The organism is Rufibacter soli, from assembly GCF_054781795.1.
This window is the reverse complement of record NZ_BAAGTS010000005.1, coordinates 699,001-721,004: the sequence shown is the minus strand read 5'-3', so window position 1 is coordinate 721,004 and position 22,004 is coordinate 699,001. Positions and strand designations below refer to the sequence as shown.

At 52.7% G+C, this 22,004-nt stretch carries 23 protein-coding genes; 13 read left to right on the top strand and 10 right to left on the bottom strand.

The features are described from left to right. Position 1: 1 nt before the first annotated feature. Positions 2–490, top strand: coding sequence for a DUF5606 family protein (locus ACYVJQ_RS17350; RefSeq protein ID WP_460894374.1), 489 nt, complete (start codon positions 2–4; stop codon positions 488–490). A gap of 91 nt (positions 491–581) precedes the next feature. Here the strand turns inward: ACYVJQ_RS17350 and fbp are convergent, their stop codons facing one another. Further along, positions 582–1,610: a class 1 fructose-bisphosphatase gene (fbp, locus tag ACYVJQ_RS17345; RefSeq protein ID WP_460894373.1), complete on the bottom strand. Its 1,029-nt coding sequence runs from the start codon at positions 1,608–1,610 to the stop codon at positions 582–584. Between the two features lie 123 nt (positions 1,611–1,733). Between fbp and ACYVJQ_RS17340 the strand changes: the two genes are divergently transcribed. From ACYVJQ_RS17340 to ACYVJQ_RS17320, 5 genes are all read left to right on the top strand, one after another. Further along, positions 1,734–3,005, top strand: coding sequence for an aspartate kinase (locus ACYVJQ_RS17340; RefSeq protein WP_460894372.1), 1,272 nt, complete (start codon positions 1,734–1,736; stop codon positions 3,003–3,005). 230 nt (positions 3,006–3,235) lie between these two features. Further along, complete coding sequence (locus ACYVJQ_RS17335) at positions 3,236–3,865, top strand: redoxin domain-containing protein (protein ID WP_460894371.1); 630 nt, start codon at positions 3,236–3,238, stop codon at positions 3,863–3,865. A gap of 330 nt (positions 3,866–4,195) precedes the next feature. Continuing rightward, the gene (locus ACYVJQ_RS17330; RefSeq protein WP_460894370.1) at positions 4,196–5,452 is read left to right on the top strand and encodes a 3-deoxy-D-manno-octulosonic acid transferase; all 1,257 of its coding nucleotides are present in this window, start codon (positions 4,196–4,198) and stop codon (positions 5,450–5,452) included. After that, positions 5,449–6,372 carry a ribosome small subunit-dependent GTPase A gene (rsgA, locus tag ACYVJQ_RS17325; protein ID WP_460894369.1) on the top strand — a complete coding sequence of 308 codons (924 nt, stop codon included), beginning with the start codon at positions 5,449–5,451 and terminating at the stop codon, positions 6,370–6,372. The genes ACYVJQ_RS17330 and rsgA overlap by 4 nt, the downstream gene beginning before the upstream one ends. Before the next feature lie 256 nt (positions 6,373–6,628). Next, the gene (locus ACYVJQ_RS17320; protein ID WP_460894368.1) at positions 6,629–7,087 is read left to right on the top strand and encodes a peptidylprolyl isomerase; all 459 of its coding nucleotides are present in this window, start codon (positions 6,629–6,631) and stop codon (positions 7,085–7,087) included. Between the two features lie 111 nt (positions 7,088–7,198). Here ACYVJQ_RS17320 and ACYVJQ_RS17315 read toward each other — a convergent pair whose 3' ends face one another. Both ACYVJQ_RS17315 and ACYVJQ_RS17310 read right to left on the bottom strand, forming a co-directional pair. Beyond that, complete coding sequence (locus ACYVJQ_RS17315; protein WP_460894367.1) at positions 7,199–7,933, bottom strand: hypothetical protein; 735 nt, start codon at positions 7,931–7,933, stop codon at positions 7,199–7,201. 114 nt (positions 7,934–8,047) lie between these two features. Beyond that, complete coding sequence (locus ACYVJQ_RS17310) at positions 8,048–9,595, bottom strand: sigma 54-interacting transcriptional regulator (protein ID WP_460894366.1); 1,548 nt, start codon at positions 9,593–9,595, stop codon at positions 8,048–8,050. A gap of 102 nt (positions 9,596–9,697) precedes the next feature. Here ACYVJQ_RS17310 and ACYVJQ_RS17305 point away from each other — a divergent pair, with 102 nt between their 5' ends. Next, positions 9,698–9,847 (top strand): hypothetical protein, encoded by a 150-nt coding sequence (locus tag ACYVJQ_RS17305; RefSeq protein WP_460894365.1) that lies wholly within the window; start codon positions 9,698–9,700, stop codon positions 9,845–9,847. A gap of 79 nt (positions 9,848–9,926) precedes the next feature. Continuing rightward, the gene (locus ACYVJQ_RS17300; RefSeq protein ID WP_460894364.1) at positions 9,927–10,106 is read left to right on the top strand and encodes a hypothetical protein; all 180 of its coding nucleotides are present in this window, start codon (positions 9,927–9,929) and stop codon (positions 10,104–10,106) included. Between the two features lie 43 nt (positions 10,107–10,149). Here the strand turns inward: ACYVJQ_RS17300 and ACYVJQ_RS17295 are convergent, their stop codons facing one another. Continuing rightward, the gene (locus ACYVJQ_RS17295; RefSeq protein WP_460894363.1) at positions 10,150–11,250 is read right to left on the bottom strand and encodes a vWA domain-containing protein; all 1,101 of its coding nucleotides are present in this window, start codon (positions 11,248–11,250) and stop codon (positions 10,150–10,152) included. A gap of 261 nt (positions 11,251–11,511) precedes the next feature. On the opposite strand from ACYVJQ_RS17295, the gene ACYVJQ_RS17290 reads away from it, so the two are divergent. Further along, the gene (locus ACYVJQ_RS17290; protein WP_460894362.1) at positions 11,512–11,835 is read left to right on the top strand and encodes a DUF427 domain-containing protein; all 324 of its coding nucleotides are present in this window, start codon (positions 11,512–11,514) and stop codon (positions 11,833–11,835) included. Positions 11,836–11,937: 102 nt separating this feature from the next. On the opposite strand, the gene ACYVJQ_RS17285 is transcribed toward ACYVJQ_RS17290, so the two are convergent. After that, the gene (locus ACYVJQ_RS17285) at positions 11,938–12,921 is read right to left on the bottom strand and encodes an acyl-ACP desaturase (protein WP_460894361.1); all 984 of its coding nucleotides are present in this window, start codon (positions 12,919–12,921) and stop codon (positions 11,938–11,940) included. A gap of 224 nt (positions 12,922–13,145) precedes the next feature. On the opposite strand from ACYVJQ_RS17285, the gene ACYVJQ_RS17280 reads away from it, so the two are divergent. Both ACYVJQ_RS17280 and ACYVJQ_RS17275 read left to right on the top strand, forming a co-directional pair. Continuing rightward, positions 13,146–13,916, top strand: a complete 771-nt coding sequence (locus ACYVJQ_RS17280) for a class I SAM-dependent methyltransferase (protein ID WP_460894360.1) — start codon at positions 13,146–13,148, stop codon at positions 13,914–13,916. Between the two features lie 25 nt (positions 13,917–13,941). Further along, a complete protein-coding gene (locus ACYVJQ_RS17275) occupies positions 13,942–15,336 on the top strand; it encodes a N,N-dimethylformamidase beta subunit family domain-containing protein (protein WP_460894359.1) in 1,395 nt (464 codons plus the stop codon). On the opposite strand, the gene ACYVJQ_RS17270 is transcribed toward ACYVJQ_RS17275, so the two are convergent. From ACYVJQ_RS17270 to ACYVJQ_RS17250, 5 genes are all read right to left on the bottom strand, one after another. Further along, a complete protein-coding gene (locus ACYVJQ_RS17270; RefSeq protein WP_460894358.1) occupies positions 15,287–16,255 on the bottom strand; it encodes a glycosyltransferase family 2 protein in 969 nt (322 codons plus the stop codon). The genes ACYVJQ_RS17275 and ACYVJQ_RS17270 overlap by 50 nt on opposite strands. After that, complete coding sequence (locus tag ACYVJQ_RS17265; protein ID WP_460894357.1) at positions 16,252–17,511, bottom strand: oligosaccharide flippase family protein; 1,260 nt, start codon at positions 17,509–17,511, stop codon at positions 16,252–16,254. The genes ACYVJQ_RS17270 and ACYVJQ_RS17265 overlap by 4 nt, the downstream gene beginning before the upstream one ends. 145 nt (positions 17,512–17,656) lie before the next feature. Beyond that, the gene (locus tag ACYVJQ_RS17260; protein WP_460894356.1) at positions 17,657–18,763 is read right to left on the bottom strand and encodes a DegT/DnrJ/EryC1/StrS family aminotransferase; all 1,107 of its coding nucleotides are present in this window, start codon (positions 18,761–18,763) and stop codon (positions 17,657–17,659) included. 127 nt (positions 18,764–18,890) lie between these two features. Further along, positions 18,891–19,880 (bottom strand): GNAT family N-acetyltransferase, encoded by a 990-nt coding sequence (locus ACYVJQ_RS17255; RefSeq protein ID WP_460894355.1) that lies wholly within the window; start codon positions 19,878–19,880, stop codon positions 18,891–18,893. Beyond that, positions 19,877–20,302: a sugar 3,4-ketoisomerase gene (locus ACYVJQ_RS17250; RefSeq protein ID WP_460894354.1), complete on the bottom strand. Its 426-nt coding sequence runs from the start codon at positions 20,300–20,302 to the stop codon at positions 19,877–19,879. Before ACYVJQ_RS17250 ends, ACYVJQ_RS17255 begins: the two co-directional genes overlap by 4 nt. 101 nt (positions 20,303–20,403) lie before the next feature. On the opposite strand from ACYVJQ_RS17250, the gene ACYVJQ_RS17245 reads away from it, so the two are divergent. Then, on the top strand, positions 20,404–21,309 hold the full coding sequence (locus ACYVJQ_RS17245) for a hypothetical protein (RefSeq protein WP_460894353.1): 906 nt from the start codon (positions 20,404–20,406) through the stop codon (positions 21,307–21,309). 69 nt (positions 21,310–21,378) lie between these two features. Continuing rightward, a complete protein-coding gene (locus ACYVJQ_RS17240; protein WP_460894352.1) occupies positions 21,379–21,972 on the top strand; it encodes an IMPACT family protein in 594 nt (197 codons plus the stop codon). Positions 21,973–22,004: the final 32 nt, after the last annotated feature.

The window sequence follows — 22,004 nt, the reverse complement described above, 5'->3', positions numbered from 1 at the left end:
TATGCCGTTTGACTTGAAAGAGATCGCTTCTATTTCCGGTATGCCGGGTCTATACAGAATCATAGCCCCTACCCGTAGCGGAATCATTGTAGAAAGCCTCGCTGAAAAGCCAGTAAGAAGTGTAGCGCAGTCACGTAACCGCGTTTCTATTCTGCAAGAAATTTCCATGTATACCAATGACGAGGAGCAGACTGTTCCTTTAGCCGATATTTTTGACAGAATCAGACAACAGTACGGCTCTGACCTGCCGGTAAACGCCAAGTCAAGCAGCCAGGAACTTTCTTCTTTTGTAGAGACGGTGCTCCCAGACTATGACCGCGAACGGGTTTATAGCTCAGACATGAAAAAACTGGTGCAGTGGTACCAAACCGTAAGCCAGTTTGTGCCTTACAGTGAAGAAACCGCTCCTGAGGCCGCTCCGGCCAGCCCTGCCACAGAAACCGAAGCAGACGCAGAGCCAGCCAAGGGCAAGAAAACTTCAGCCAAATAGGCGTACGTCATAGACTTCTTTATAAAAGGAAAGGCCCCTGCCAATGGCAGGGGCCTTTCCTTTTATAAAGTGGTAGGGTGCTTAATCTTCTTTACACCAACTGCGCATTGCGCACCGGGCGCGCCACCAGCAGGCTCTCCACTTCGTCTACCATTTCTTTGGAGCCAATGTAGAAGGTGCACCGCTGGTGCAGATCAGAAGGCTGAATCTCCAGAATACGCTGTCTGCCGTCTGAGGCCTTTCCGCCCGCCTGCTCTACTATAAAAGACAAGGCATTGCACTCATACAGAAGTCTGAGTTTTCCACCCGGCGATTTTAAGGTATTGGGGTACATATAGATACCGCCCTTGAGCAGGTTCCGGTGAAAGTCGGCTACCAGGGAGCCAATGTAGCGGGCTGCATAGTTGCGTACGCGGCAAAGCTCAATGTAATGCTTAATGCCCTCTGGGAAGTAATTGAAGCCACCTTCGTTCACGGAGTAAATGCTACCGTTCTTAGGGGTGGTGATGTTGGGGTGAGACAGGAAGAATTCGCCCAGGGAAGTCTCATAGGTAAAGCCGTTCACGCCGTTGCCGGTGGTATATACCAACATGGTGCTGGAGCCGTAAATAATATAGCCCGCCGCTACCTGCTCGGTGCCTTTCTGGAAGCAATCATCAATGGTGCCTTCCGTTCCTAATTCAGAGATGCGTCTGTAAATAGAGAAGATGGTGCCAATAGACACGTTCACGTCAATATTAGAGGAACCATCCAGCGGGTCAATGGCGACAATATACTTTCCTTTGAGGTTACCTGTCTGGATTACCTCATCCTCTTCCTCAGAAATAATGGTGCAAACCTCTCCCCCGTTCCGGAGCGCCCTAATGAAACGTATATTTGCTACTACATCCAGTTTTTGCTGTTCTTCGCCCTGTACGTTCTGTTTTCCGTAAGCGCCTCCAATATCTGTGAGGCCCGCGTGGTTGATGGCACGGTTCACAATTTTAGCGGCCAGCGCTATATCACGCAGCAACTGAGAGAGTTCACCGGTGGCATACGGGAAATCCTCTTGCTTCCGCATGATAAAGCGGTCTAGTGTGGTGCCCACCGGAAGGGCCAGGTTTTCTTTGATATTATTCATAGGAAAAGTTGTTAAAGGGTAAGGGGACTTGAGATATAGCAACTAAATCAATTACAAAAATAGCAATCTTAACCGGATAAAAAATTCGGTTTTTACCAATTTTGACAAATTAAAGGGCAATAAATGATAGTTTATAAATTTGGCGGCGCATCTGTAAAGGACGCGGCAGCGTTTAGGAACCTATTCCAGATTCTTAAGGGTCTTCCTATAAACGCAAACCCGCTGGTTGTGGTTTCGGCTATGGGCAAGACCACCAACGCGTTAGAGACCTGTTTTACCCAGGCATTCAAGGGCGAATCTTACGCAGCGGCCTTACAGCAAACCCGGCTTTACCATTGGCAGATTCTGCAGGAGCTTTTCCCCGAGCCTGCGCACCCGGTCTATGAGGCGGTAGGCCAGCAGTTCACCCAGTTAGAGGAATCCTTGCGCCAGACCATCCCCCAGGATTTTGACCGGCAGTATGACCAGATCATCAGCGTGGGCGAGCTACTGTCCAGCCTGATCCTGCACCATTTCCTCTGCCAGCGAGGGTATAAAAACCAGTGGCTGGATGCCCGCGACTTCCTCCGCACCGATGCCACCTGGCGCGAGGCCCGCTTGGATTGGGACTGGACCGAAAAGGAGATTTCCTCCAAGCTTCCCGCTCTTCTGCAGGAGGCACCCGCCATTACCCAAGGCTTCATTGGCCGCGCGGCTGATGGGCAGACCACCACCCTGGGCCGCGAAGGGTCAGACTTCAGCGCGGCTATTTTTGCCTACTGCCTACAGGCCCCGGCCCTTACCATCTGGAAAGACGTGCCCGGCCTACTCAACGCCGATCCCAAACTATTTGAGGAGACCACCCGGTATGAAGAGATTGCCTATCAGGAAGCCATTGAGATGGCCTACTACGGAGCCTCTGTCATACACCCCAAAACAGTGCAGCCGCTGGCCAAGCGTTGCATTCCTTTATATATTAAATCCTTTCTGCACCCGCAGGAACCCGGCACGGTCATCCACAGTTGCCAGCATGACCGTATTGCGCCGGCCTATATCCTTAAACAGAACCAGTGCCTGCTGTCCTTCCACACCAAAGACCTGGGTTTTATAACGGAGCAACAGTTGGGCACCATCTTTCAGGCCTTGGGCCAGCACCGCGTCAAGATTAACATGATGCAGAACTCAGCTATCTCCTTCTCTGTGTGCGTTGACCATGACCAAGCCAGAATAGACGCGCTCAAGGCAGACCTGGCAGAAGAATTCAATGTACTCTACAACCAGCCGCTGTTTCTGTACACTATCAAAAACTATGATGAGGCCAGCCTGCAAAAACTTACCGCCGGAAAAGAAATTCTCCTGGAGCAGCGCAGCCGCCAGACCTTCCAGTTTGTGTGCAGGCCGGCAGCCAACAAGTGACGGTTGACGCCGTGCGTTTTAGGCCTGTTTTTAGAAAAACGGCCGCAAAACGCCCTGCATCCCTGAGGGGAAATAAATGTTCTTGGCCCGGCCCGCTGGTATACTGTAAAGGCAACAACCTCTTGCAACTTGTTTTGCAGAAAGGGCCTGGTTGTCGTACCTTTGCGGCATGAAAAGGCCCTCTGTTTTAAGGGGCCATTTTAGCAACTACTTAAACTTTTAAAAAGATTATGGCAGTATTAATAGGCAAAAAAGCACCTTCTTTCAAGGCAACCGCCGTGGTAGACGGTGAGTTTGAGGAAGATTTCTCCTTAGAGCAGTACCTTGGCAAGCAGCACGTGGTTTTCTTCTTCTACCCCCTGGATTTCACGTTCGTGTGCCCTACTGAGATCATCGCGTTCCAGGACCGTCTGGAAGATTTCAAACGCAAGAACGTAGCCGTGGTAGGCTGTTCCGTTGACTCCCATTTCTCGCACTGGGCCTGGTTGAATACCCCCCGTGATAAAGGCGGCATTGAAGGCGTTACTTACCCCTTGGTAGCTGACAACTCTAAAACCATTGCCAAGAACTTTGACGTACTGGCTGGTGACTATGACTACAACGACCAAGGCGAGTTGATCTTTGTGGGTGACCCAGTTGCCTACCGCGGTCTGTTCCTGATTGACAAGCACGGCATAGTGCGTCACCAGGTAGTAAATGACCTGCCTTTAGGCCGCAGCATTGATGAGGCGCTACGCATGGTAGATGCCCTGCAGTACTTTGAGGAAAAAGGCGAAGTTTGCCCCGCTAACTGGGAAGAAGGAAAAGAAGCCATGCAGGCTACCCGCGAGGGCGTTTCCAGCTACCTGGCCTCTAACTAATCCTGGTTTTTACCAACCTTTTTTAAAAAAAGCCCCTTCTGTACGGAGGGGCTTTTTTATTAACCGGCCACTCTAAAGGTTATTCCTTTTCATAGACTATTATTCTCCTGCTCCGCACATTTCCGTTTTAAGCCCGTTTTCCGGAAAAGAGGCCTAAAACGCCAGAAATTGTTCCTTCTTTTTTACCAACCCCGGTGGCGTTTCGTTAATTAACCCAGACGTTCCTTTTAAATACGTTAAAGGCCGTACCTTTGCAGTGAACCGGGTCACCTCCTTACGTAGGAAGGTATTAAATGTCTCCCCCCATTTTATACTTTTAACCCCACCTAGATGTCTACTATTTTATACGAAGTTGGAATTCGCGCCTATGGTCTGGGCGTGCGGCTAGCGGCCCCTTTTGTGCCGAAGGCGTCTTTATGGGTAAAGGGCCGAAAAGATATCTTTCAACAGATACGGGAGAAGCTGCAAGGTAATACCGCCCCGTTGGCTTGGTTCCACTGCGCCAGCTTGGGCGAGTTTGAGCAAGGCCGTCCTCTCATAGAAGCCTTTAAGGAAAAATTTCCTGAGTTTAAGGTGGTGCTTACCTTTTTCTCCCCTTCCGGTTATGAGGTGAGAAAGAACTACGCCGGCGCCGATTTCATTTTCTACCTGCCCCTGGACACCGACCACAACGCCCGCTGCTTTGTCTCTTTGGTAAAGCCCAAGTTGGCCGTGTTTGTGAAGTACGAGTTCTGGCACCATTACACCAAGGCGTTGCGCAAACGGCATATTCCTATGTTTTCGGTGTCTGCTATTTTCAGACCCAACCAGGTGTATTTTAGAAAGGGCGGCGGCTTTTACCGGCGCATTCTGGAGCGCTTTTCCCATATCTTCACCCAAAATCAGGAATCACTGGAACTGTTGGCCGGTATTGACTACAGCAAGGTGAGCCTGGCCGGCGATACCCGCGTAGACCGTGTGCTGCAAAGCGCCGAAAAGGTGGCCCCAATTGCGGTAGCGCAGGCTTTTAAAGGCCAGGAGCCTACCATGGTGATAGGCAGCAGCTGGCCCCAGGATATGAAAGTGCTGGCGCCTTTTATGCAGGAACAATTGTCTACCCTCAAGTTTATTGTGGCCCCGCATGAGATTAAGGATCAGGAGTTGGCTGAACTGGAAGCGCAGTTCCCAGGCCAGGCCGTACGGTTCTCCCAGGCAGACCCCGCCACCGTGGCCAGCTTCCGGATTTTGCTCATAGACAACATAGGCATGCTCTCCAGCCTTTACCAGTACGCCGATTACGCCTACGTGGGCGGCGCGTTTGGCAAAGGCCTGCACAACACCCTGGAACCCGCCGCCTTTGGGCCACCTATCTTTTTCGGGCCCAAATACGCCAAATTTCAGGAAGCCATTGACCTGGTAGAAATTGGCGCGGCTTTTCCGGTGCACACTTCCCAGGAGTTGACAAAGGCCTTTACCGCGTTGGCAGAAAACCCTTCGGAGAGGGCCAAGATTAAAGCCGCAATTCAGGAATACCTGAAAAAACAGGCCGGGGCTACAGATCGTATCTTAACCTCTTTAGATTATTGGTTACCTTCACGGCAAGCATGACAGGCACAGTAGTAAAATCAACCGGCTCTTGGTATCTGGTACGCGCCCACCAAGAGGGGCAGCTGTACAAATGCCGCCTGCGCGGGAAGTTCAAGAACAAAGGGCTTAAGGTGAGTAACCCGTTGGCCGTAGGCGATGAGGTGACCATGGAACTGGAAGGCGGCGAGCACCAGGCCGTCATCACCGAAATCAAACCCCGCCGCAACTACATCATCAGAAAGTCTACCCACAAAGCGCACCACGCACACATAGTGGCCTCCAACTTAGACGTGGCCTACCTGGTAGTGACGTTGGTCTCGCCGCGCACGTCGTTTGGGTTTATAGACCGGTTTTTGGTTACCGCCGAAGCTTACCAGATTCCGGCTACGCTCCTTTTTAACAAGATTGACTTGTATGACGAGGAGGCGCTGGGATACATGAACCAGGTGATAGATCTGTATGAGCGTATTGGCTACCCTTGCCTTCCGCTCTCGGCGCACACCGGCGAGGGCTTGCCGGAGGTACAGAAACTACTTACCGGCAAGACCTCTTTGTTCACCGGCCACTCAGGGGTAGGAAAAAGTACGCTGGTGAATGCCTTGGTCCCGGATTTGGCCATCAAAACCTCAGAGATCTCGGCGTTCTCAGACAAAGGGGTGCACACCACTACCTTTGCCGAAATGTTTGAGGTGGAGCCCGGCACCTATCTTATTGATACCCCCGGCATTAAGGAACTGGGCGTGGTGGAAATGAAGAAAGAGGAGATCGGCCATTACTTTCCCGAGATGCGCGCACTCCTGAACAAATGCCGATTCAACAACTGCATCCATATCAATGAACCGGGCTGCGCCGTGCAGGAAGCCGTAAAGAAAGGCAAAATTGCCCTGCCCCGCTATGAAAGCTACCTGAGCCTGCTCCAGGACGAGGACACGCACCGGTAAAACGGGAGTTCTGAGTTCTGAGCCTTGAGTTCTGAGTCCTGAGTTTTCCTTGAGGTAAATTAAGAACTGGCCCAGATAAGTCATTTCCTGTTTTGGGGCTGTTTTTGGAAAATCGGGCTTAAAACGCCCGTGGCCTCTGTTCTACCCTGAAATCAGAAGAAGAGCCAGAAATTCCGTATCTTTGCGGACCTAAACAACGTTCTGACGCAAGCTTAGCTTCTTTTGAACCGTTGTAACCTCAATTAAAACACACTATATGAAAACTGCAGAAATCCATACCGCCAAAGGCGTCATGAAAGTTGAGTTCTACGAGCAAGATGCGCCTAAAACGGTAGAAAACTTCACCAAATTGGCCAAAGAAGGCTTCTATGACGGCCTTTCCTTTCACCGCGTACTGCCAGACTTCGTGATTCAGGGTGGTTGCCCTAACTCCAGAGAAGGCGCTAAAGGCATGCCTGGCACCGGCGGACCCGGCTACAAAATTGACTGTGAACTAACCGGCGGAAACCAGTTCCACGACCGTGGCGTGTTGTCTATGGCCCACGCAGGCCGCAACACCGGCGGTTCTCAGTTCTTCATCTGCCACAGCCGTAACAACACCGCTCACCTTGACCGCAACCACACCTGCTTCGGAAAAGTAGTAGAAGGCGTGGACATTATTGATGACATCCGCCAGGGCGACCGTATTGAGAAGATTGTAGTAAACGAAGACTAATTGATTGCTGGTTGTTAGTTGCTGATTGTTTTTGATCAACAATTGACAATCAGCAATTTACAATTAAAAGGAAAGGCCGAAGGACAGCAGATGTTCTTCGGCTTTTGTTTTTTAGAGCAACAGCAGCAGCAGGGAGTAGGCGACAGCCCCTAGCAGAAAAGCAGAGAAGCGACTCTCCCGTTCTTCGGGCAGTTCCTCTTTGAGCACATTGAGCACCACCCCGCCAGCCAGAAAAGCCAGCAGTAAGGCCGTGACCGGCTCTGTTACTTCTATGACCAGACCCAGCGCCCAACCTATGGCCAGGGAAACCACCAGAATCCAGCGGCCGGCATACCGGTAACGGTCTTTGTAATGTTCGCGCAGGCCAAAGTCATTGACCAGAAAATGCAGGGCCATGGCCGAGAAATAAAAGAAGACCTCTTCCCAATCCTGCTCTTCGCGTTGGTGCAACAAGTACCCTATTAACGCATTGTACATCCCGAAGGAGAGCACGTGAATCCAGAAGACAGCCGGCGGGGCGGCCTTTGCGGTGCCCTTGCCCCCCTGCCGGGAATTGACCGCCATACGTTCTAACCCGTAAAACACCACCAGGCCTAAGAGCGCCATAAGGTAAACGTGGTGCTTGAGAAAAAAGAGGCCATTTGAGTTGGCGGCCGCCTGCACGTGCCCTTGCCCTTCTTGCAATTCCGGGAAGAGGTGCAGGAACACATACGCCACAGATACCCCGCCTGCGCCAGAGAGCCAGATACTGCGGGGCACCCCTTCCAAAAACCTAAGCTTGCCGGCAAACAGGTGGATCACCATAAAGCCTAAAAGCGGGAGAAGCGTCAGTAAAAAATTTGGCATACAGGAAGGGGATTTATCCTTTTTACTGCCGGGGGCCCTTAAAAGTTAAAGCCCGGGGTAAAAACCCCGGGCTTTAGTATTCTTGCGTTTTAGGCCTGTTTTCAGAAAAACAGCTTAAAAACGTCTTTTGTCGTCCTCTTCTTCGTCGTCCTCATCGTCCTCTAGGCTGAAGCTACCGCCAGAGAACATACTGCTGAGCAGGTCTTTGAACTGAAGGCCGGCGGTCAGGCGGTTACGGGAAATGAGGCTGTACTCGGCCAGGCCGTGCAGGCAGAACTCCATCCAGAACAGGTGCTCGGCCTCGTCTTTAGGCGTAGGCTGAAACTTCTCGGCTACCTCAGAAAGGCCGGGCACCTGCAGCAATTCGCGTTTGTACTCTTCGTCTGAGGCGTCGCTCAGCAGGTCAAGGGTATGGCCGTCTGAGAACCAGGCCGTCACTTTCTTGTAAGGATCTTTCTCTTTCTGCTTCTTGAACTTATCTGGGTCCGGGAAGTAGTGCAGGAACTGGGTCCGGATGGCCTTGCCCATCAATCTATAGGCCACGCCGCCGGCTCCCTCCTGCTCGCCTTCATACACCAGCTCCACCTTTCCGGTCACGGCTGGCACGGCGGCCAGGAAATCTGCCACGCGCACGTGGGTCTGCTTTTCGCCGTTTAGCAGCACGCGGCGCTCGGCGGCGCTCACTACGTTCTCATAAGCAGAGATGGTCAAGCGGGCCGAGACACCGCTCTTGGCGTCCACGTACTCACTCTCCCGGGCCTCAAAGGCAATCTGCTCCACCAGGTCATGGATGAGTTCATGGCCCAACACACGCTCCTGCTGGGCAGGTGTAATGCGGGCTTCCTGCTTGGTGATGCGTTTACCCACTTCAATGCTTTTAGGGTAGTGGGTGATGATCTGGGAGTCAATCCGGTCTTTGAGCGGAGTCACAATAGAGCCCCGGTTGGTATAGTCTTCTGGGTTGGCGGTGAACACAAACTGGATATCCAGCGGCAGCCTGATCTTGAAGCCCCGGATCTGGATGTCTCCTTCCTGCAGGATATTAAACAAGGACACCTGGATACGGGCCTGCAAATCTGGCAGCTCATTGATCACGAAAATGCCGCGGTGCGCCCTTGGGATCAGCCCAAAGTGGATCACGCGCTCATCAGAATATGGTAGTTTTAAGGTAGCGGCCTTGATGGGGTCGGCGTCGCCGATAAGGTCAGCCACGGACACGTCTGGGGTGGCCAGTTTCTCTGTGTAGCGCTCATCACGGTGCAGCCAGGCAATGGGGGTTTCATCCCCGTGGTGCAGAAGCTGGTCATGGGCGAAGCGAGAGAGCGGCTGCAGGGGATCGTCGTTAAGTTCAGAGCCGGCTATCACGGGCACGTATTCATCCAGGAGTTGCACCAGCAGGCGCGCAATGCGGGTCTTGGCCTGCCCGCGCAAGCCCAGCAGGTTAATGTGGTGCCGACTTAAAATGGCGCGCTGCAGGTCTGGAATCACGGTCTCCTCGTACCCGAAAATACCGGGGAACACCTCTTCGCCACTGCTCAGCTTTTTGATAAGGTTGGCGCGCAACTCCTCTTTGACGGAACGGGGTTCATAGCCAGCGGCCTTCAGCTGGCCCAGTGTTTTAATTTTGTGTAGCTGTTCTGCGGGAATATCTGTGTATAACATTTTTTGTATCAGGTTATTATGGTAGATAGCAATAAAGATTGCGTACCTTGTAGATTCATTAATTTACCAACTATGCGCCTACTTGCCCTTTCTTCTTTTATTATGATAGTAGCGCGTCTTCTGGTGTTTGCGGGCATTGGCCTGTGCATTGCCCAGGTTGACTTTGTCTTTCTGGCTATTTTCTTTATTGTGGCAGGCAGTGTGCTCAGCCTTGTTTCTTACCTCATGAAAAGCAAAAGGTTAGCGCGCTAGCCTAGCTGTTTTAGAGCCGTTTTGGAAAAAACAGGCCTAAAACGCAAAAGTTTAATTTGTAGGTTTATATTGCCCTCATATGAAAACGACGTCTCTCCTTTATTTTGCTGGCGCCGCCCTGGCCGTAATCACTGCCGCATTACGAATTGCCCACTTGATAGAGCGCCCCACTGCTTACCTTTTGTTTAGCGTGACTCTGGCACTAGGTGTGTGGGCCAATGAATTACGCCGCCGTGAAATAAAGAAAGACCAGCAGTAACACTCTTTGTTCTTTTCTTGTCAATGAAAGCTCGGCTTCAAGGTTACATGCGTCTTTTTCGGTTACGGCCGTAGTCCCGGAAGACCAGATCGCCTAATCCCTGTAACCCGCTGTAATACGCCTGCCCGTTATTGACTTGGGTAAACTCCTCCACAAACTGTTGCAGGTAGGGGTCTGAGGCAATCATGAAGGTGGTAATAGGAATGTTCAGCCGCCGGCACTGGGCCGCCAGGTTAAGCGTCTTGTTCACTACCTTCCTATCCAGCCCGAAACTGTTTTTGTAGTACTTCAGGCCTTCTTTCAAACACGTGGGTTTGCCGTCTGTGATCATGAAGATCTGCTTGTTGCTGGTCTTGCGCCGGCGCAGCAGGTCCATGGCCAGTTCCAGGCCCGCCACGGTGTTGGTATGGTAGGGTCCCACCATGAGGTAAGGCAGGTCTTTCACGCTGATCTGCCAGGCATCATTCCCAAACACGATAATGTCCAGGTTGTCTTTGGGGTACTTTATCTTGACCAGCTCGGCCAGGGCCATGGCCACTTTCTTGGCCGGCGTGATGCGGTCCTCGCCATACAGAATCATGGAGTGTGAGATGTCAATCATGAGCACGGTGCTGGTCTGGCTTTTGTGCTCGCGCTCGGTCACCTCCAGGTCCTGCTCGGTGAGGAAGAAATCATCGCCTATGCCGTGTTCTATCTGCGCATTGCGGATAGACTCAGTCAGCTCAATCTGCTCGGCGGCATCGCCGAAGCGGAACTCGCGGCGGTCTGCCGAGGGCTCGTCACCGATACCAGTTTTAGGTGTGGTATGATCTCCACGACCGCCTCTTTTCAGCTTCCCGAAGATTTCTTCCAGGGCGCTTTTCCTTATTTTTTGCTCGCCTTTCGCCTGCAGCTTAAACTGTCCGTCAGGGCCCTTATCATCAATGTAGCCTTTCTTCTTGAGGTCCTCAAAGAAGTCTCCCAGGCCATAGGAATCATTGGTGAGGTTGTATTTTTTATCCAGTTCGCTCATCCAGGACATGGCCTCGGCTACGTCTCCGGCGGTAAGGGTAATCAGCTGAAGAAAAATCTGGAGCAAAGACTCAAAGCCTTGATCCTTGGGTTCCTCCGGCACATAATCTGAGAATCTATATCCGGCTGCCATTGCTTCGTTTTTTGATGGGGCACAAGTTACAAGTCTACTAGCGTAAGACTACTTCTGGCGTGGTATGCTTTTTCACACCGCTCTTTTGCAGCTCTTTTAGAATAACTGGTTTTCAAAAACTACTTAGAAAGTCTTGGGTGCTGTGTCTACTGGTTAACAACGTCTAAACGCAATTGTTCACCCCATGGGTAACCTTATAGGGTAAAAGGAGTAAACAACAAGTATTAGTCCTATTGTTTTATTATTAGAATTACATTTTACATGCGTGCCATCTGGAAAAATACTGTTCTAGCCGAGAGTGATACAACCATTGAGGTAGAAGGGAACCATTATTTTCCGCCCACCTCCCTTAACTGGGAATTTTTCAAGCCAAGCGCCCGGCATTCTACCTGCAACTGGAAAGGCGATGCCTCTTACTTTAATCTGCAGGTGGGCCATTTTGAGAACCAAGACGCGGCCTGGACCTACCCCCAAACCAAAGAGAAGGCCAAAAACATTGAGGGATACATTGCCTTCTGGAAAGGCGTGCAAGTGGTAGACGACCACTTTATTGCCCATGTCTCTAGTCAAAAAGTCTTGGCCTAAGGACCTGCTGTAAACGAAGCTATTGAAAACAAAACGCCCAGCAGTTTCCTGCCGGGCGTTTTGATACTGTTTTGCTAAAAACGGGCCTAAAACGGCTTTGCCTTAGCTATCAATCCATTTGAATTTGTACTCCAGCTGGGGTATTTTCATGCGGTCGGCCACGCGGCGCAGACGGTCAGGCAGGGTCATTAAGTAGTCCCGGGCACGTTCGCCGGCCTCGTTCAGGCCGCTCATGCTGGCAATTTTCCACTCGCGGTTCAGGGTCTCCATGATCTCCACGTAGTCAGCAGAGGTGTACACCCCGGTACGCTGGGCAGCGTCTGTGAAGTGCCCAAAGGTCTGGCCCTGGTCAATGCCCAGTTCGCGCAGGTAGTGGGCTGGCATCACAATTTTCTTGCGCATCATGTCTTCATAGGCGATCATCATTTCTGACGGGTCTACCTCAAAGATTTTCTTCACGAAGGTTTTATAGGCCTTAGCGTGGCGTCCTTCATCAGCGGCGATGAAGTTACAGATACGCGACAAGGTGGTCTCGCCTACTTTCTTGGCCAACGCGCCCACCCGGCGGTGCGAGTAGTTAGTGGCGGTTTCCTGGAAAGAGGTGTACACAAAGCTGCGGTAAGGATCATTGTCGGTTTTAATGTCCATGCCGTCCGCGATGAGGTACTGGGTAGAGGCCTCCATCTGGCGCATGTCAATGCGGCCGGTCAGGTAAAGGTAGCGGTTCAGCAGGTCACCGTGGCGGTTTTCCTCGGCGGTCCAGCCGCGGTTCCACTTCATCCAGGAGCTGTGCTCGTCTTTAGACAAGTCAGAAATGCTCATGATCCAGCTCTCATAGGTTGGCAGGGCCTCCTCGGTGATAGTGTCCCCAATGAGAACAGCCAGCAGGTCATAAGACAATTCGCGGGCGCGCTCTTTCAGGTCACGTATCTCATCAAAGAAATTATCTAGGCGGGCGTCTGGCAGAAAGTCTGCCGGTTGCCAGCTGTCTTCTACAGATTTCAGGAACTCCGGAAGGGTATCATCCAGAAAGTTCTCCAGGTATTTCATCACCTCTGCGCGGGTGGACATGACCGATGATATCATAAACTCAATAGATATGGGATGACAAATATAATGATTTTAAACCAGAAATTCTGGAAGAACCTTGCTGCACCGGAACTGTTCCTTGGCGTCAGGATTTCACTGGCCCTTTGGATTGAACTTATCCGTACGTATAAACAGCCCCTAAGGTGTCAAATTTATAGAAAGCCCGCCTGGGAAAAGTAATTACAGAATACTATATTTGGTTACACCGTTGGCCCTTGCATATGTCTCTGCCGTTGCTTAAAAAAGTACTTCCGGCTAAAACCCGGCTCTCTCTACGGAAGCTCTACTGGTACTCCAGAGGATGGCTTTACCTGGGCAACAAAGTGTACTGCCCGCTCTGCGAAGACTCGTTCAGGATGTTCCTGCCCTTCGGCCCCGAACGCCGTACGCAGGCGCTCTGTCCCCGGTGCCACACCCTGGAGCGCCACCGGCTGCTCTGGCTCTATCTGCAGGAGCAGGCGCATATTCAGGAGCGGCACCTGGAGGTACTTCATTTCGCCCCGGAGCCTATTCTGCAGCAACGCCTGAAAAGCCTCCTGAACCTGAAGTACCGCAGCGCCGACCTTACCTCGCCGGAGGCCATGGACCACGTAGACATTCAGTCGCTGCCCTACCCAGACCACACCTTTGACCTTATTCTCTGCTCCCACGTGCTGGCCCACATTCCCCTGGACCGCAAGGCCCTGCAGGAAATGGGGCGTGTGCTACGGCCCAACGGGCAGTTGCTTCTTCAGGCGCGCATACATCCTATAGCTACCACCCTGGAAGTCCCCGGGGCCCGTACTCCCGCCCAACGCCTCAAAGCCTATGGCCAGGCAGACCGGTACCGCAACTACGGCCAGGATTTTGCCCAACGCGTGGCCACGGAGGGTTTCACGGTAGAAACCGTAGAGTACGCCCAAACCCGAAGCCCCGAGGAGCAAGCCCATTTGGGTCTGGGCCAAGGGCATTTTATCTTTGTGGCCACCCGTATTGCTAATGAACCGAAGTAAGCGACTGGCCTATTTATTCCCAAGTTTGCATAGGCACCTCCTTAGGGTAGTTGGCCCGCTGCGGCACTTCGCCTGGCGGCTGAAATCAAAACCACCTATCCCGCGGGATGAAATTACCCAGGATATGCTGCCTGCCGCTTTGGAGGGTTACCCCTCCCAGCTTTTTTACTTGCCGGGGCAAACCGTGGCGTTTCATTTAAAAGCAAAATTACCCAATAACCACTTATTACTGGAGCACTACCAAACCGATGAGGTTTGGGAAACCATCACCGAGCATACGTTTGATGAGTTGCTGCAAACAGATACGCTGGATGAAGCCCAGAACGGCTGCCATTGGCCCGTAGGGTGGGAATTTCCCTTACCTGCCGCTGCGGCACCAGGTTATTACCGCGCCACCCTCGCCAACCCAGAACTGGAGCACCCTTCCTACCTTCATTTTCTGGTAGGCTCTGCGGCACCTTCAGATAACGTGGCGGTCCTGGCCCCGGTCACTACCTGGCTGGCTTACAACGGCTACGGCGGGCAATCCTTGTACCGCAATGCCTTAGGCGAGGGGTACGTTCCGTTTGTTTCCAGCCAGCGTCCCAACACCGCCCTTACCTATCACTGTACCCACCCGCTACAGCACAACCTACGCATAGAGGCCCATATCTATCAGTGGTTTGCCGCCAACTATGCCGCAGACCTGTATCCAGATTACTTCCTGGAGGCCCATCCCGAACTGCTGGCTGGCTACAAAGTATTGGTACTGGCCTACCACGCAGAGTATTTCTCTGAGAAGATGTACCGCACCCTCTGGGAAATGGTCTTTCAAAAGGGAATTTCTTTGCTGGCGCTGGGCGGGAATCAGATATATTGGCAAGTGCGGTGGCACCAGAATTTCACCCAGCTGGAATGCCGAAAAAACGGCTCTTTTTTCCAAAACGAAGCTACCCGGGGAACCCTCTGGCGCCACACCTCCCGCCCTGAGGCTCTACTGTTGGGCGCCCAATTCTCAGAGGCTGGCATGGGTACCTATGCCCCCTACCAAGTCCTGGAACCCGGCCATTGGATTTTTGCCGGTACTGGAGTAAAAGAAGGCGAAACCTTCGGCGCCACCGGCCTGGACGGCCTTCCCATCTGCGGGGATGAAACCGATAAGACCACCTGGAGCACACCCGCAAACACGTTAGTCTTGGCGAGAGGCCTGAACAAAGCAGCAGGAGTAGTAGGAGAGATTTACGAATTTGATGACCCTGCCTGGGACGGCGGCAGAGGGGAAATCACATTCACAGAGGTAACTGAGTCATGCGCGGTTTTAAATACCGGCTCCATCCAGAGTGGCTCCGGGTTGGGAGTAGATGGTGCTTTTACGCAATTGATTGAGAATTTTATCCAGCGTTACGCCCGTACTTCCAGCGGTGGTACCAACGGCGAATGAATTGCAGCGGCACCCTATTTTGGGTAAGTGCTTGCAGTACCTGATATACCGGTGTCATGCCCTGTTCCTGCCGTAAAATATCTAGCAGCTTTGACGCCTCTTTGTAATTGGCTGTAAAGTAGGCATGCCTCGCCTCATATTTGATTCTTGTCAACAACGATTCCTTTTCCAGCGGCGTCTTCACCAGCTTTCGGGCTTTCTGGATTACCTGTACCGTTGAGGCCAGCTGCTTATCCCCAACCTGGTATACCTTTTTTGATAAAGAACGGGGGTGCATACGGCGTTGGCACAGCACTTGGTCCAGGAAATGGTACTGCCAGTTGCGTGCTGACCTTACCCAGAAATCGAAATCTTCATACGCCAGTTCAGGGTCATAACCGTTCAACTCTTCCAGCACCTGCCGCCGCATCATCATGGTGGGGGGGCAGATAAAATACCGGCCTAGCACTTGGGCAAACACCTCTCCCTCAGCTGGGGCGGGTGTCAATGTTCCCTGCGCAGAACGGGCGTAGAAAAACCCCAAGGACCTGGATTGTTCGTCTATGAGTTCTGCATCCGTGTACACCACCCCATAATTTACCGGCAATCCTTGAAAGGCCGTTACCTGCCGGGCTACCCGTTCGGGGTGCAGCACGTCATCGGTGGCAAAGTCAATGATAAACTCGCCCTGGCTCAGCTGGAGGGCCTGGTTAAAGGAAGCGCAGTTCCCTTGGTTTTCCTGATTGGGAAGGAATCTTATCTGGGGAAAGCGGACGCAGTACTCTTGGATAATTTCTACGCTGGCATCGGTGCTTTTGTCATCCACCACCAAAATCTCCAAATTAGCGTACGTCTGGGCCAGGACCGAGTCTAGCGCCTGGCGCAGAAAGGGCGCGTGGTTGTAGCAAAGACAAATAATGGAAACCAGCGGCGGCGTCATGAAGAAAAAAAGTAGGACCTGAACAGGAACAGGTGAAACAATAGGTACAGCCCGTACCTTATGGCGTGCGCCACAGGCAGCCCCTCCAGCCCCAACACCGGCATAAGCCATGCCACCAACGCCACATATACTACCCCCGAGGCCAATTGCGTGAACACGTACAGTTTTACGCGCGCCTGCACCGTTATAATGTACGACAAAACCCAGGCGCTCATCTTCAGGAAATCACCTAGTAGCTGGTAATCCATTAGACCTCGGGAGGCCAGAAACTCCCGGTCAAAAAGTACCTGAATAAAAAAATCACGCTGCCAGCCAAAGACCAGCAGGCCTATGCCCAGCACCGGCACTAACAGGAACAGCACGCTGCGAACGTATTCCTTTAGTTCCTTCGGCTGCGGCAACAACGCGGCAATGCGTGGGTAATACACCATACCCAGCACCGAGACATACACCATAGTATAACTATCTGAAATCTTGGCGACCGCCTGCCATAGGCCGGTCTCATACAAGGAGAATTGCTGAATGGCCAACTCCCGCACTACAAAATCTACCAGCTTGGCCCCTACCAGCGTGGACAGCGCCATGACCAGAAACTTGCCCAGCTCCCGCCAGACGCCTTTCGGGAGTTTTATCTGGCAACCCGGGATTAGTTTTTTCTGGAACACCACGGCAAAGCCCACTAACCCGCTCACCGATTGGCCCGTCAGGAACAGAACCAAGGCCGTAATTACCTCTACCCTGCCCACGGCCCACCAGGTTACTGCAATGCTCACCAGGCTGGTCAACAGACTCAGCCACACGTACGGCCGTAGTGCCTGCCTTGCCAGCAACACCGCCAACCAGAACAACTGAAGCAGCAACAGCACAAAAAGCCCTAGCACTAAGCCTAGACTTACAAAAGAACTGTCAAGCAGCAGTTGCTCCCCAAAGCGTTCCAGAAAGAAGGAAGGAAACAGCCACACCCCCCACAAGGCACCAAGAAAGGTAACCCCGTTGAGGAAAAGTCCGGCCCAGAAAAAAGAACGGTAAGACTGACTTTGGGGCCCGCTTTGGGCCAGGTGCCGGATGAGACCCACGTTAATTCCGCTGTTAGGCAGTGTGGTGAGCAAGGCAATCAGGTTCTGGAAATGCGCCAGCAGCGTAATGCCGTTGGGCCCGTAGTACACGGCAAACAACTTATTGACCAGCAGCGCACTGCCTGCCCGGGCCACAGTAGAAAGCCCTGACCAAACCGAATTCCCCAGAAATTGCCGCATGTGCTGCCTTCGCGCCATGGTGCAAACTACAAAGAAATTAGAGGAAAGTTACCGTTTGGGATAAAGCCCTTCTTGGGGATATTTCCATTTTGGGGCCGTTTTTTTGAAAACAGGCCTAAAACGGAAGTACTAGCATTTACGGAGATCAGGAGAAAAACTGGGTGATGTGCTGGATTACGTGTATCTGTTCCTGCTCTGTCATGCCTGGGAAAAGCGGGAGGCTGAGGCTTGTTTGGGCCAGTTGCTCGGTGATGGGGAAATCGCCTTTCTGATATCCTAAATGCTGGTAGGCTACCTGCAGGTGGGGTGGCACGGGGTAGTGGATCAATGTTTGGATGCCCTGGTCCTGAAGGTACTGTTGCAAGGCATCGCGCTGTCGCGTTCTGATCACGTAGAGGTGGTATACATGATCAATCCTTGGAGACGGAACAAAGGGCATTACCACATCGCCTACGCCCGCCAGTTCCTTTGTGTAGACAGCTGCCAGCCGTTTCCGTTCCTGGTTCAACACATCCAGCACCGGCAGTTTTTCAGACAGAACCGCCGCCTGCAGGGAGTCTAGCCGCGAATTGATACCTGCCTGCGCGTATTCATAGCGCCTGGATTGGCCATAGTTGTGGTATTGGCGTACCCAGGTGGCCAAATCCTCTTCTTGGGTAGCAACCGCCCCGCCATCGCCTACGGCACCCAGGTTTTTGGTGGGGTAAAAGCTGGTGGCGTTGATCTTGCCAAAGGTACCTACCTGCTTACCCCGGTACGTAGCCCCGTGCGCCTGCGCGAAATCTTCTATTAATACCAGTTGGTGGTTCTGGCAGAGCTGCAGCAGCCCATCCAGCTCACAGGGTTGGCCGTACAGGTGAATAGGAAGCAGCGCCTTGGTGCGGAAAGTGATAACTGGGGCCACCGTAGCGGCGGTTATGTTGTAGGTGTGTGGGTCTGGCTCGGCGAAGATGGGGATGGCCCCTACCTGCTGCACGGCATTGATGGTGGCAATGTAGCCGTTGGCGGGCACAATGACCTCGTCCCCTGGCTCCAGTCCTACCGCCCGAAGGCACAGCACCAGCGCATCATACCCATTCCCTACCCCGATCGCTTCCTTACTCCCTAAATAGTGCGCAAAAGCCTGCTCAAACGCCGTCACGCTGGGGCCCAGAATAAACCGGTTCCGGCGGTACTCCGCTACCAGCGCCTCTTCTACCTGCTGCTGCAGGCCCTGCGGGAAATCACGGAAGGTATTGAAGGGAACGTTCATCTTTAAAAGGGAAATACAAGCAGAAGGTGAAGGTAGAGAAACAATTTCTTCTCTAAAAAAGCAACGGCTGTTTTAGGCCCGTTTTGCCAAAAACAGGCTTAAAACAGGTTTTGTTTCTAATGCAAAGTTAGGCAGTCTCTCCTATTTCCATCACGAACGTAGGCTTTCGGGTACCTACTCCGCCCATGCGTTCTTTGAACGTGAGTAGGCCCGTGTAGCTCTTCTCAGATTCCTGCGGCGGGGCCGATACCCCTAAATCAAAGCAGGAGATTTGCTGTTGCTGGCAGTACTGGTACAAACCGGCGTTGAGCATCACGCTGGGGCTAAAGGCATTGAACCGTTGCGGGCTGGCTGGGTATAGATGGTTCAAAATGGAAGAAGACACCAATACCGCCACGCCCACAGCCGCCAGTTCCTGCCCCTTCCGGACTGTAAACAGCAGGTATCTATCCGGAAACAATTGAAAATAATGGGTCAGTTGGGCCAAGGATAAGGAAAGGGGTTTCTGCTTTTCCTGCCGGCACTGCTGCAGCAAGGCGTAGGCCTCGGGCAAGGCGGCTAAAGTTTCCTGCTGGAAAGTAAAACCAGCGGCCTCGCATTTCTTTAAGCGTCGCCGGGCTGAAGAGTGGAGTATGGTGGAAAATGGCGCCTCTGTGACCGGGATATGGTGGTTCAGCTGGTCAAAGGCTAAGGAATATCCCAGTTTCGGCAAGGCCGCCCGGACTAATTGGTTGGTTGACGGGGCGTAGGCGTCAGGGCACTGGAGCCAAGTAATCTGACGGCAACCAGCCTGAATCAGGTCATGGCGCACAAATTGAAGAAATTCCTGGATCAATCCTTCTGGAATCTTCGGGTCCACCTGCAGCCCGCCAAAGGGAGCCCGCCAGGGGGAAAAGGCTTTCTTATCCTCCACTGAAAAATGCGCCAGCCCTACCACTAGCCCCGATTCTTTCTCCAGCAAAACATAGGTACGCCCGTTGGGGGCCTGCTGAAGGGCCACATGTGCCGGTTGCAGGTACAGGAACACCTCAAAAGAAAACGGTAAGCGCTCTACTTCCGCCAGGGAAAAAAGGCAACGTATTTGATACCGGGCGGTAGACTGGTCAGAAGATATCATCTGGTGGCAAGCAACTCCTTAAATTCGGGATACGACCTGATGTAGTCTGCCTCCTCATAAAGGGTAGAAGTCATGCAGCAGAGAACGGCGCCTTTAGAAGGTCTTACTTTTATCCAGCAATAGGGCGGAATGTACAGTCCCTGGGTGGGTGAACTTAGCTCAAATTCCTGTCGGCCCTGGGCGGTTTCGGTCTCTACTTGCACGCTGCCTTGCAGGGCTACCAACACCTCTTGGGTGGTGCGGTGGGCGTGGCCGCCGCGCTCGCTTCCTTCGGGCCCGCCGTAGACCCAGAAAACCCGTTGCACGGCAAAGGGCAACCCCTGGGCGTCTTGGGTAGAGACCAGGGTACCGGTAGCGTCTGGCAAATGGGTAAACAAAAGCAGGTAGGGTTCAGCAAACGTCATGGCCTCAAAGTTACGCAAACCTGCCCAAATGTAGCTTTCTAAGGATCAGGCCTTTTTACTGGCGCGTGTGGTTAATTTCAATATCTTTGCAGCCCTTTTTTCCCAGGAAACCTCACTGTATGCTGTACCTGCTGCTCTGCATCTTTTTTAACGCGCTGCTGTTCTTCATCTTTAAGCTGTTCAATAGGTATGGGGTGCGCACGTTCCAGGGCATCGCGCTAAACTACGTGATGTGCCTGTTGACCGGGGCAGCCGTTGACTGGAAGGACGTTACCCTTATGTGGCAGCATGCCGGCGAGCCCTGGACCTTGGCCAGCTGGGTGTTGGGCACCCTGTTCATCAGCAGTTTTTACCTGGTGGCAGTAGCTACCAATCGCATTGGCGTGGCGGCTACCTCGGTGGCCATGAAAATATCTTTGGTCATTCCGGTGCTGTTCAGCCTATTAGTGCTGCAAAACAATGTGAAAGAGTACTCGGTGCTCAATTATGTGGGCATAGGGCTGGCGCTGGTGGCGGTGGTTTTAACCTCGCGCCGCAGCGAAAACGGCACCCAACTGCCGGCCAGCAGATGGGCCCTGGTGCTGCCGCTGGTGGTGTTCCTGGCCGCGGGCCTGGGCGACGTGATTATCAATTACGCCAATGAAAAACTGATGGAACCCCAGATGGCCGGCGCGTTCACCATGTTCACCTTCACGGCCTCGGCGGTGATTGGCGTGGCGGCGCTGGTGTACCAGGCGATGGTGCAGAAAGTCTCTTTGGAGGGCAAAAGCCTGGTGGCAGGCCTGGCGCTGGGCATCCCTAACTATTTCTCCATTTTCTTCCTGATCAAAGCGCTCTCGGCGTTCCAGAATGACGGGGCGTTCCTGTACCCGGTCAACAACATTGGCATTATCCTGCTAGGCACCCTGGGCGGAATCCTGTTTTTTGGCGAGCGCCTGAGCAAGGTCAACTGGCTGGGTTTCCTGTTGGCGATCATCGCCCTTGGGCTTATGGCCTACCAAGAGTTGCAGGCCATGCTGTTTTAAGCCTGTTTTTCCAAAAACGGCTCTAAAACAGAAGCGAAAGGATTAGGCTGTTTCGTACTTTTGCCCTTTATGGAGGACACCTACCGCACCATAGAAGCCCCCGTGGAGGGGTTGTACAAAGAGAAAGGCAGCAAGTTTATTGCCAAGACCTATCCCGTACGCTCTGAGGAGGAAGTGAAGGAGATTCTCCAGGCCCTGCGCAAAGAGTATTTTGATGCCCGCCACCACTGCTACGCCTACCTGCTGGGTGCCGACAAAACCACCTTCCGGGCCAATGATGACGGCGAGCCCAACCACTCGGCGGGTGACCCCATTCTGGGCCAGATACGGTCTGCCGGATTAAGTAATGTGCTGGTAGTGGTGATTAGGTATTTTGGGGGCGTGAAACTGGGCGTGGGCGGCCTCATCCATGCTTACAAAACCGCCACCGCCGAGGCCCTGACCCAGGCGCAGGTGATAGAGCGCCATGAAACCCAGCTTATAACTGTGCAGTTTGCCTATGAGCAGATGAATGACATCATGAAGTTGGTGAAAGACCTGGACGTGCCGGTGCGGGCGCAGGATTTCAATTTGGATTGCCGCCTTACGGTAGAAGTGCGCACCAGCTTGGCTGCTCAGCTAGAAGCACAATTTGCCTCTTTCGGCCTTGTAATGAAAGACTAGACTTCTTTCTGTTTTGGGCCTGTTTTGCCTAA

Excerpts from the sequence above, each read along its gene's own strand:
- ACYVJQ_RS17350 (WP_460894374.1), top strand. The coding sequence starts at position 2 with ATGCCGTTTGACTTGAAAGAGATCGCTTCTATTTCCGGTATGCCGGGT.
- fbp (WP_460894373.1), bottom strand. The coding sequence starts at position 1,610 with ATGAATAATATCAAAGAAAACCTGGCCCTTCCGGTGGGCACCACACTA.
- ACYVJQ_RS17340 (WP_460894372.1), top strand. The coding sequence starts at position 1,734 with ATGATAGTTTATAAATTTGGCGGCGCATCTGTAAAGGACGCGGCAGCG.
- ACYVJQ_RS17335 (WP_460894371.1), top strand. The coding sequence starts at position 3,236 with ATGGCAGTATTAATAGGCAAAAAAGCACCTTCTTTCAAGGCAACCGCC.
- ACYVJQ_RS17330 (WP_460894370.1), top strand. The coding sequence starts at position 4,196 with ATGTCTACTATTTTATACGAAGTTGGAATTCGCGCCTATGGTCTGGGC.
- rsgA (WP_460894369.1), top strand. The coding sequence starts at position 5,449 with ATGACAGGCACAGTAGTAAAATCAACCGGCTCTTGGTATCTGGTACGC.
- ACYVJQ_RS17320 (WP_460894368.1), top strand. The coding sequence starts at position 6,629 with ATGAAAACTGCAGAAATCCATACCGCCAAAGGCGTCATGAAAGTTGAG.
- ACYVJQ_RS17315 (WP_460894367.1), bottom strand. The coding sequence starts at position 7,933 with ATGCCAAATTTTTTACTGACGCTTCTCCCGCTTTTAGGCTTTATGGTG.
- ACYVJQ_RS17310 (WP_460894366.1), bottom strand. The coding sequence starts at position 9,595 with ATGTTATACACAGATATTCCCGCAGAACAGCTACACAAAATTAAAACA.
- ACYVJQ_RS17305 (WP_460894365.1), top strand. The coding sequence starts at position 9,698 with ATGATAGTAGCGCGTCTTCTGGTGTTTGCGGGCATTGGCCTGTGCATT.
- ACYVJQ_RS17300 (WP_460894364.1), top strand. The coding sequence starts at position 9,927 with ATGAAAACGACGTCTCTCCTTTATTTTGCTGGCGCCGCCCTGGCCGTA.
- ACYVJQ_RS17295 (WP_460894363.1), bottom strand. The coding sequence starts at position 11,250 with ATGGCAGCCGGATATAGATTCTCAGATTATGTGCCGGAGGAACCCAAG.
- ACYVJQ_RS17290 (WP_460894362.1), top strand. The coding sequence starts at position 11,512 with ATGCGTGCCATCTGGAAAAATACTGTTCTAGCCGAGAGTGATACAACC.
- ACYVJQ_RS17285 (WP_460894361.1), bottom strand. The coding sequence starts at position 12,921 with ATGATATCATCGGTCATGTCCACCCGCGCAGAGGTGATGAAATACCTG.
- ACYVJQ_RS17280 (WP_460894360.1), top strand. The coding sequence starts at position 13,146 with ATGTCTCTGCCGTTGCTTAAAAAAGTACTTCCGGCTAAAACCCGGCTC.
- ACYVJQ_RS17270 (WP_460894358.1), bottom strand. The coding sequence starts at position 16,255 with ATGACGCCGCCGCTGGTTTCCATTATTTGTCTTTGCTACAACCACGCG.
- ACYVJQ_RS17265 (WP_460894357.1), bottom strand. The coding sequence starts at position 17,511 with ATGCGGCAATTTCTGGGGAATTCGGTTTGGTCAGGGCTTTCTACTGTG.
- ACYVJQ_RS17260 (WP_460894356.1), bottom strand. The coding sequence starts at position 18,763 with ATGAACGTTCCCTTCAATACCTTCCGTGATTTCCCGCAGGGCCTGCAG.
- ACYVJQ_RS17255 (WP_460894355.1), bottom strand. The coding sequence starts at position 19,880 with ATGATATCTTCTGACCAGTCTACCGCCCGGTATCAAATACGTTGCCTT.
- ACYVJQ_RS17245 (WP_460894353.1), top strand. The coding sequence starts at position 20,404 with ATGCTGTACCTGCTGCTCTGCATCTTTTTTAACGCGCTGCTGTTCTTC.
- ACYVJQ_RS17240 (WP_460894352.1), top strand. The coding sequence starts at position 21,379 with ATGGAGGACACCTACCGCACCATAGAAGCCCCCGTGGAGGGGTTGTAC.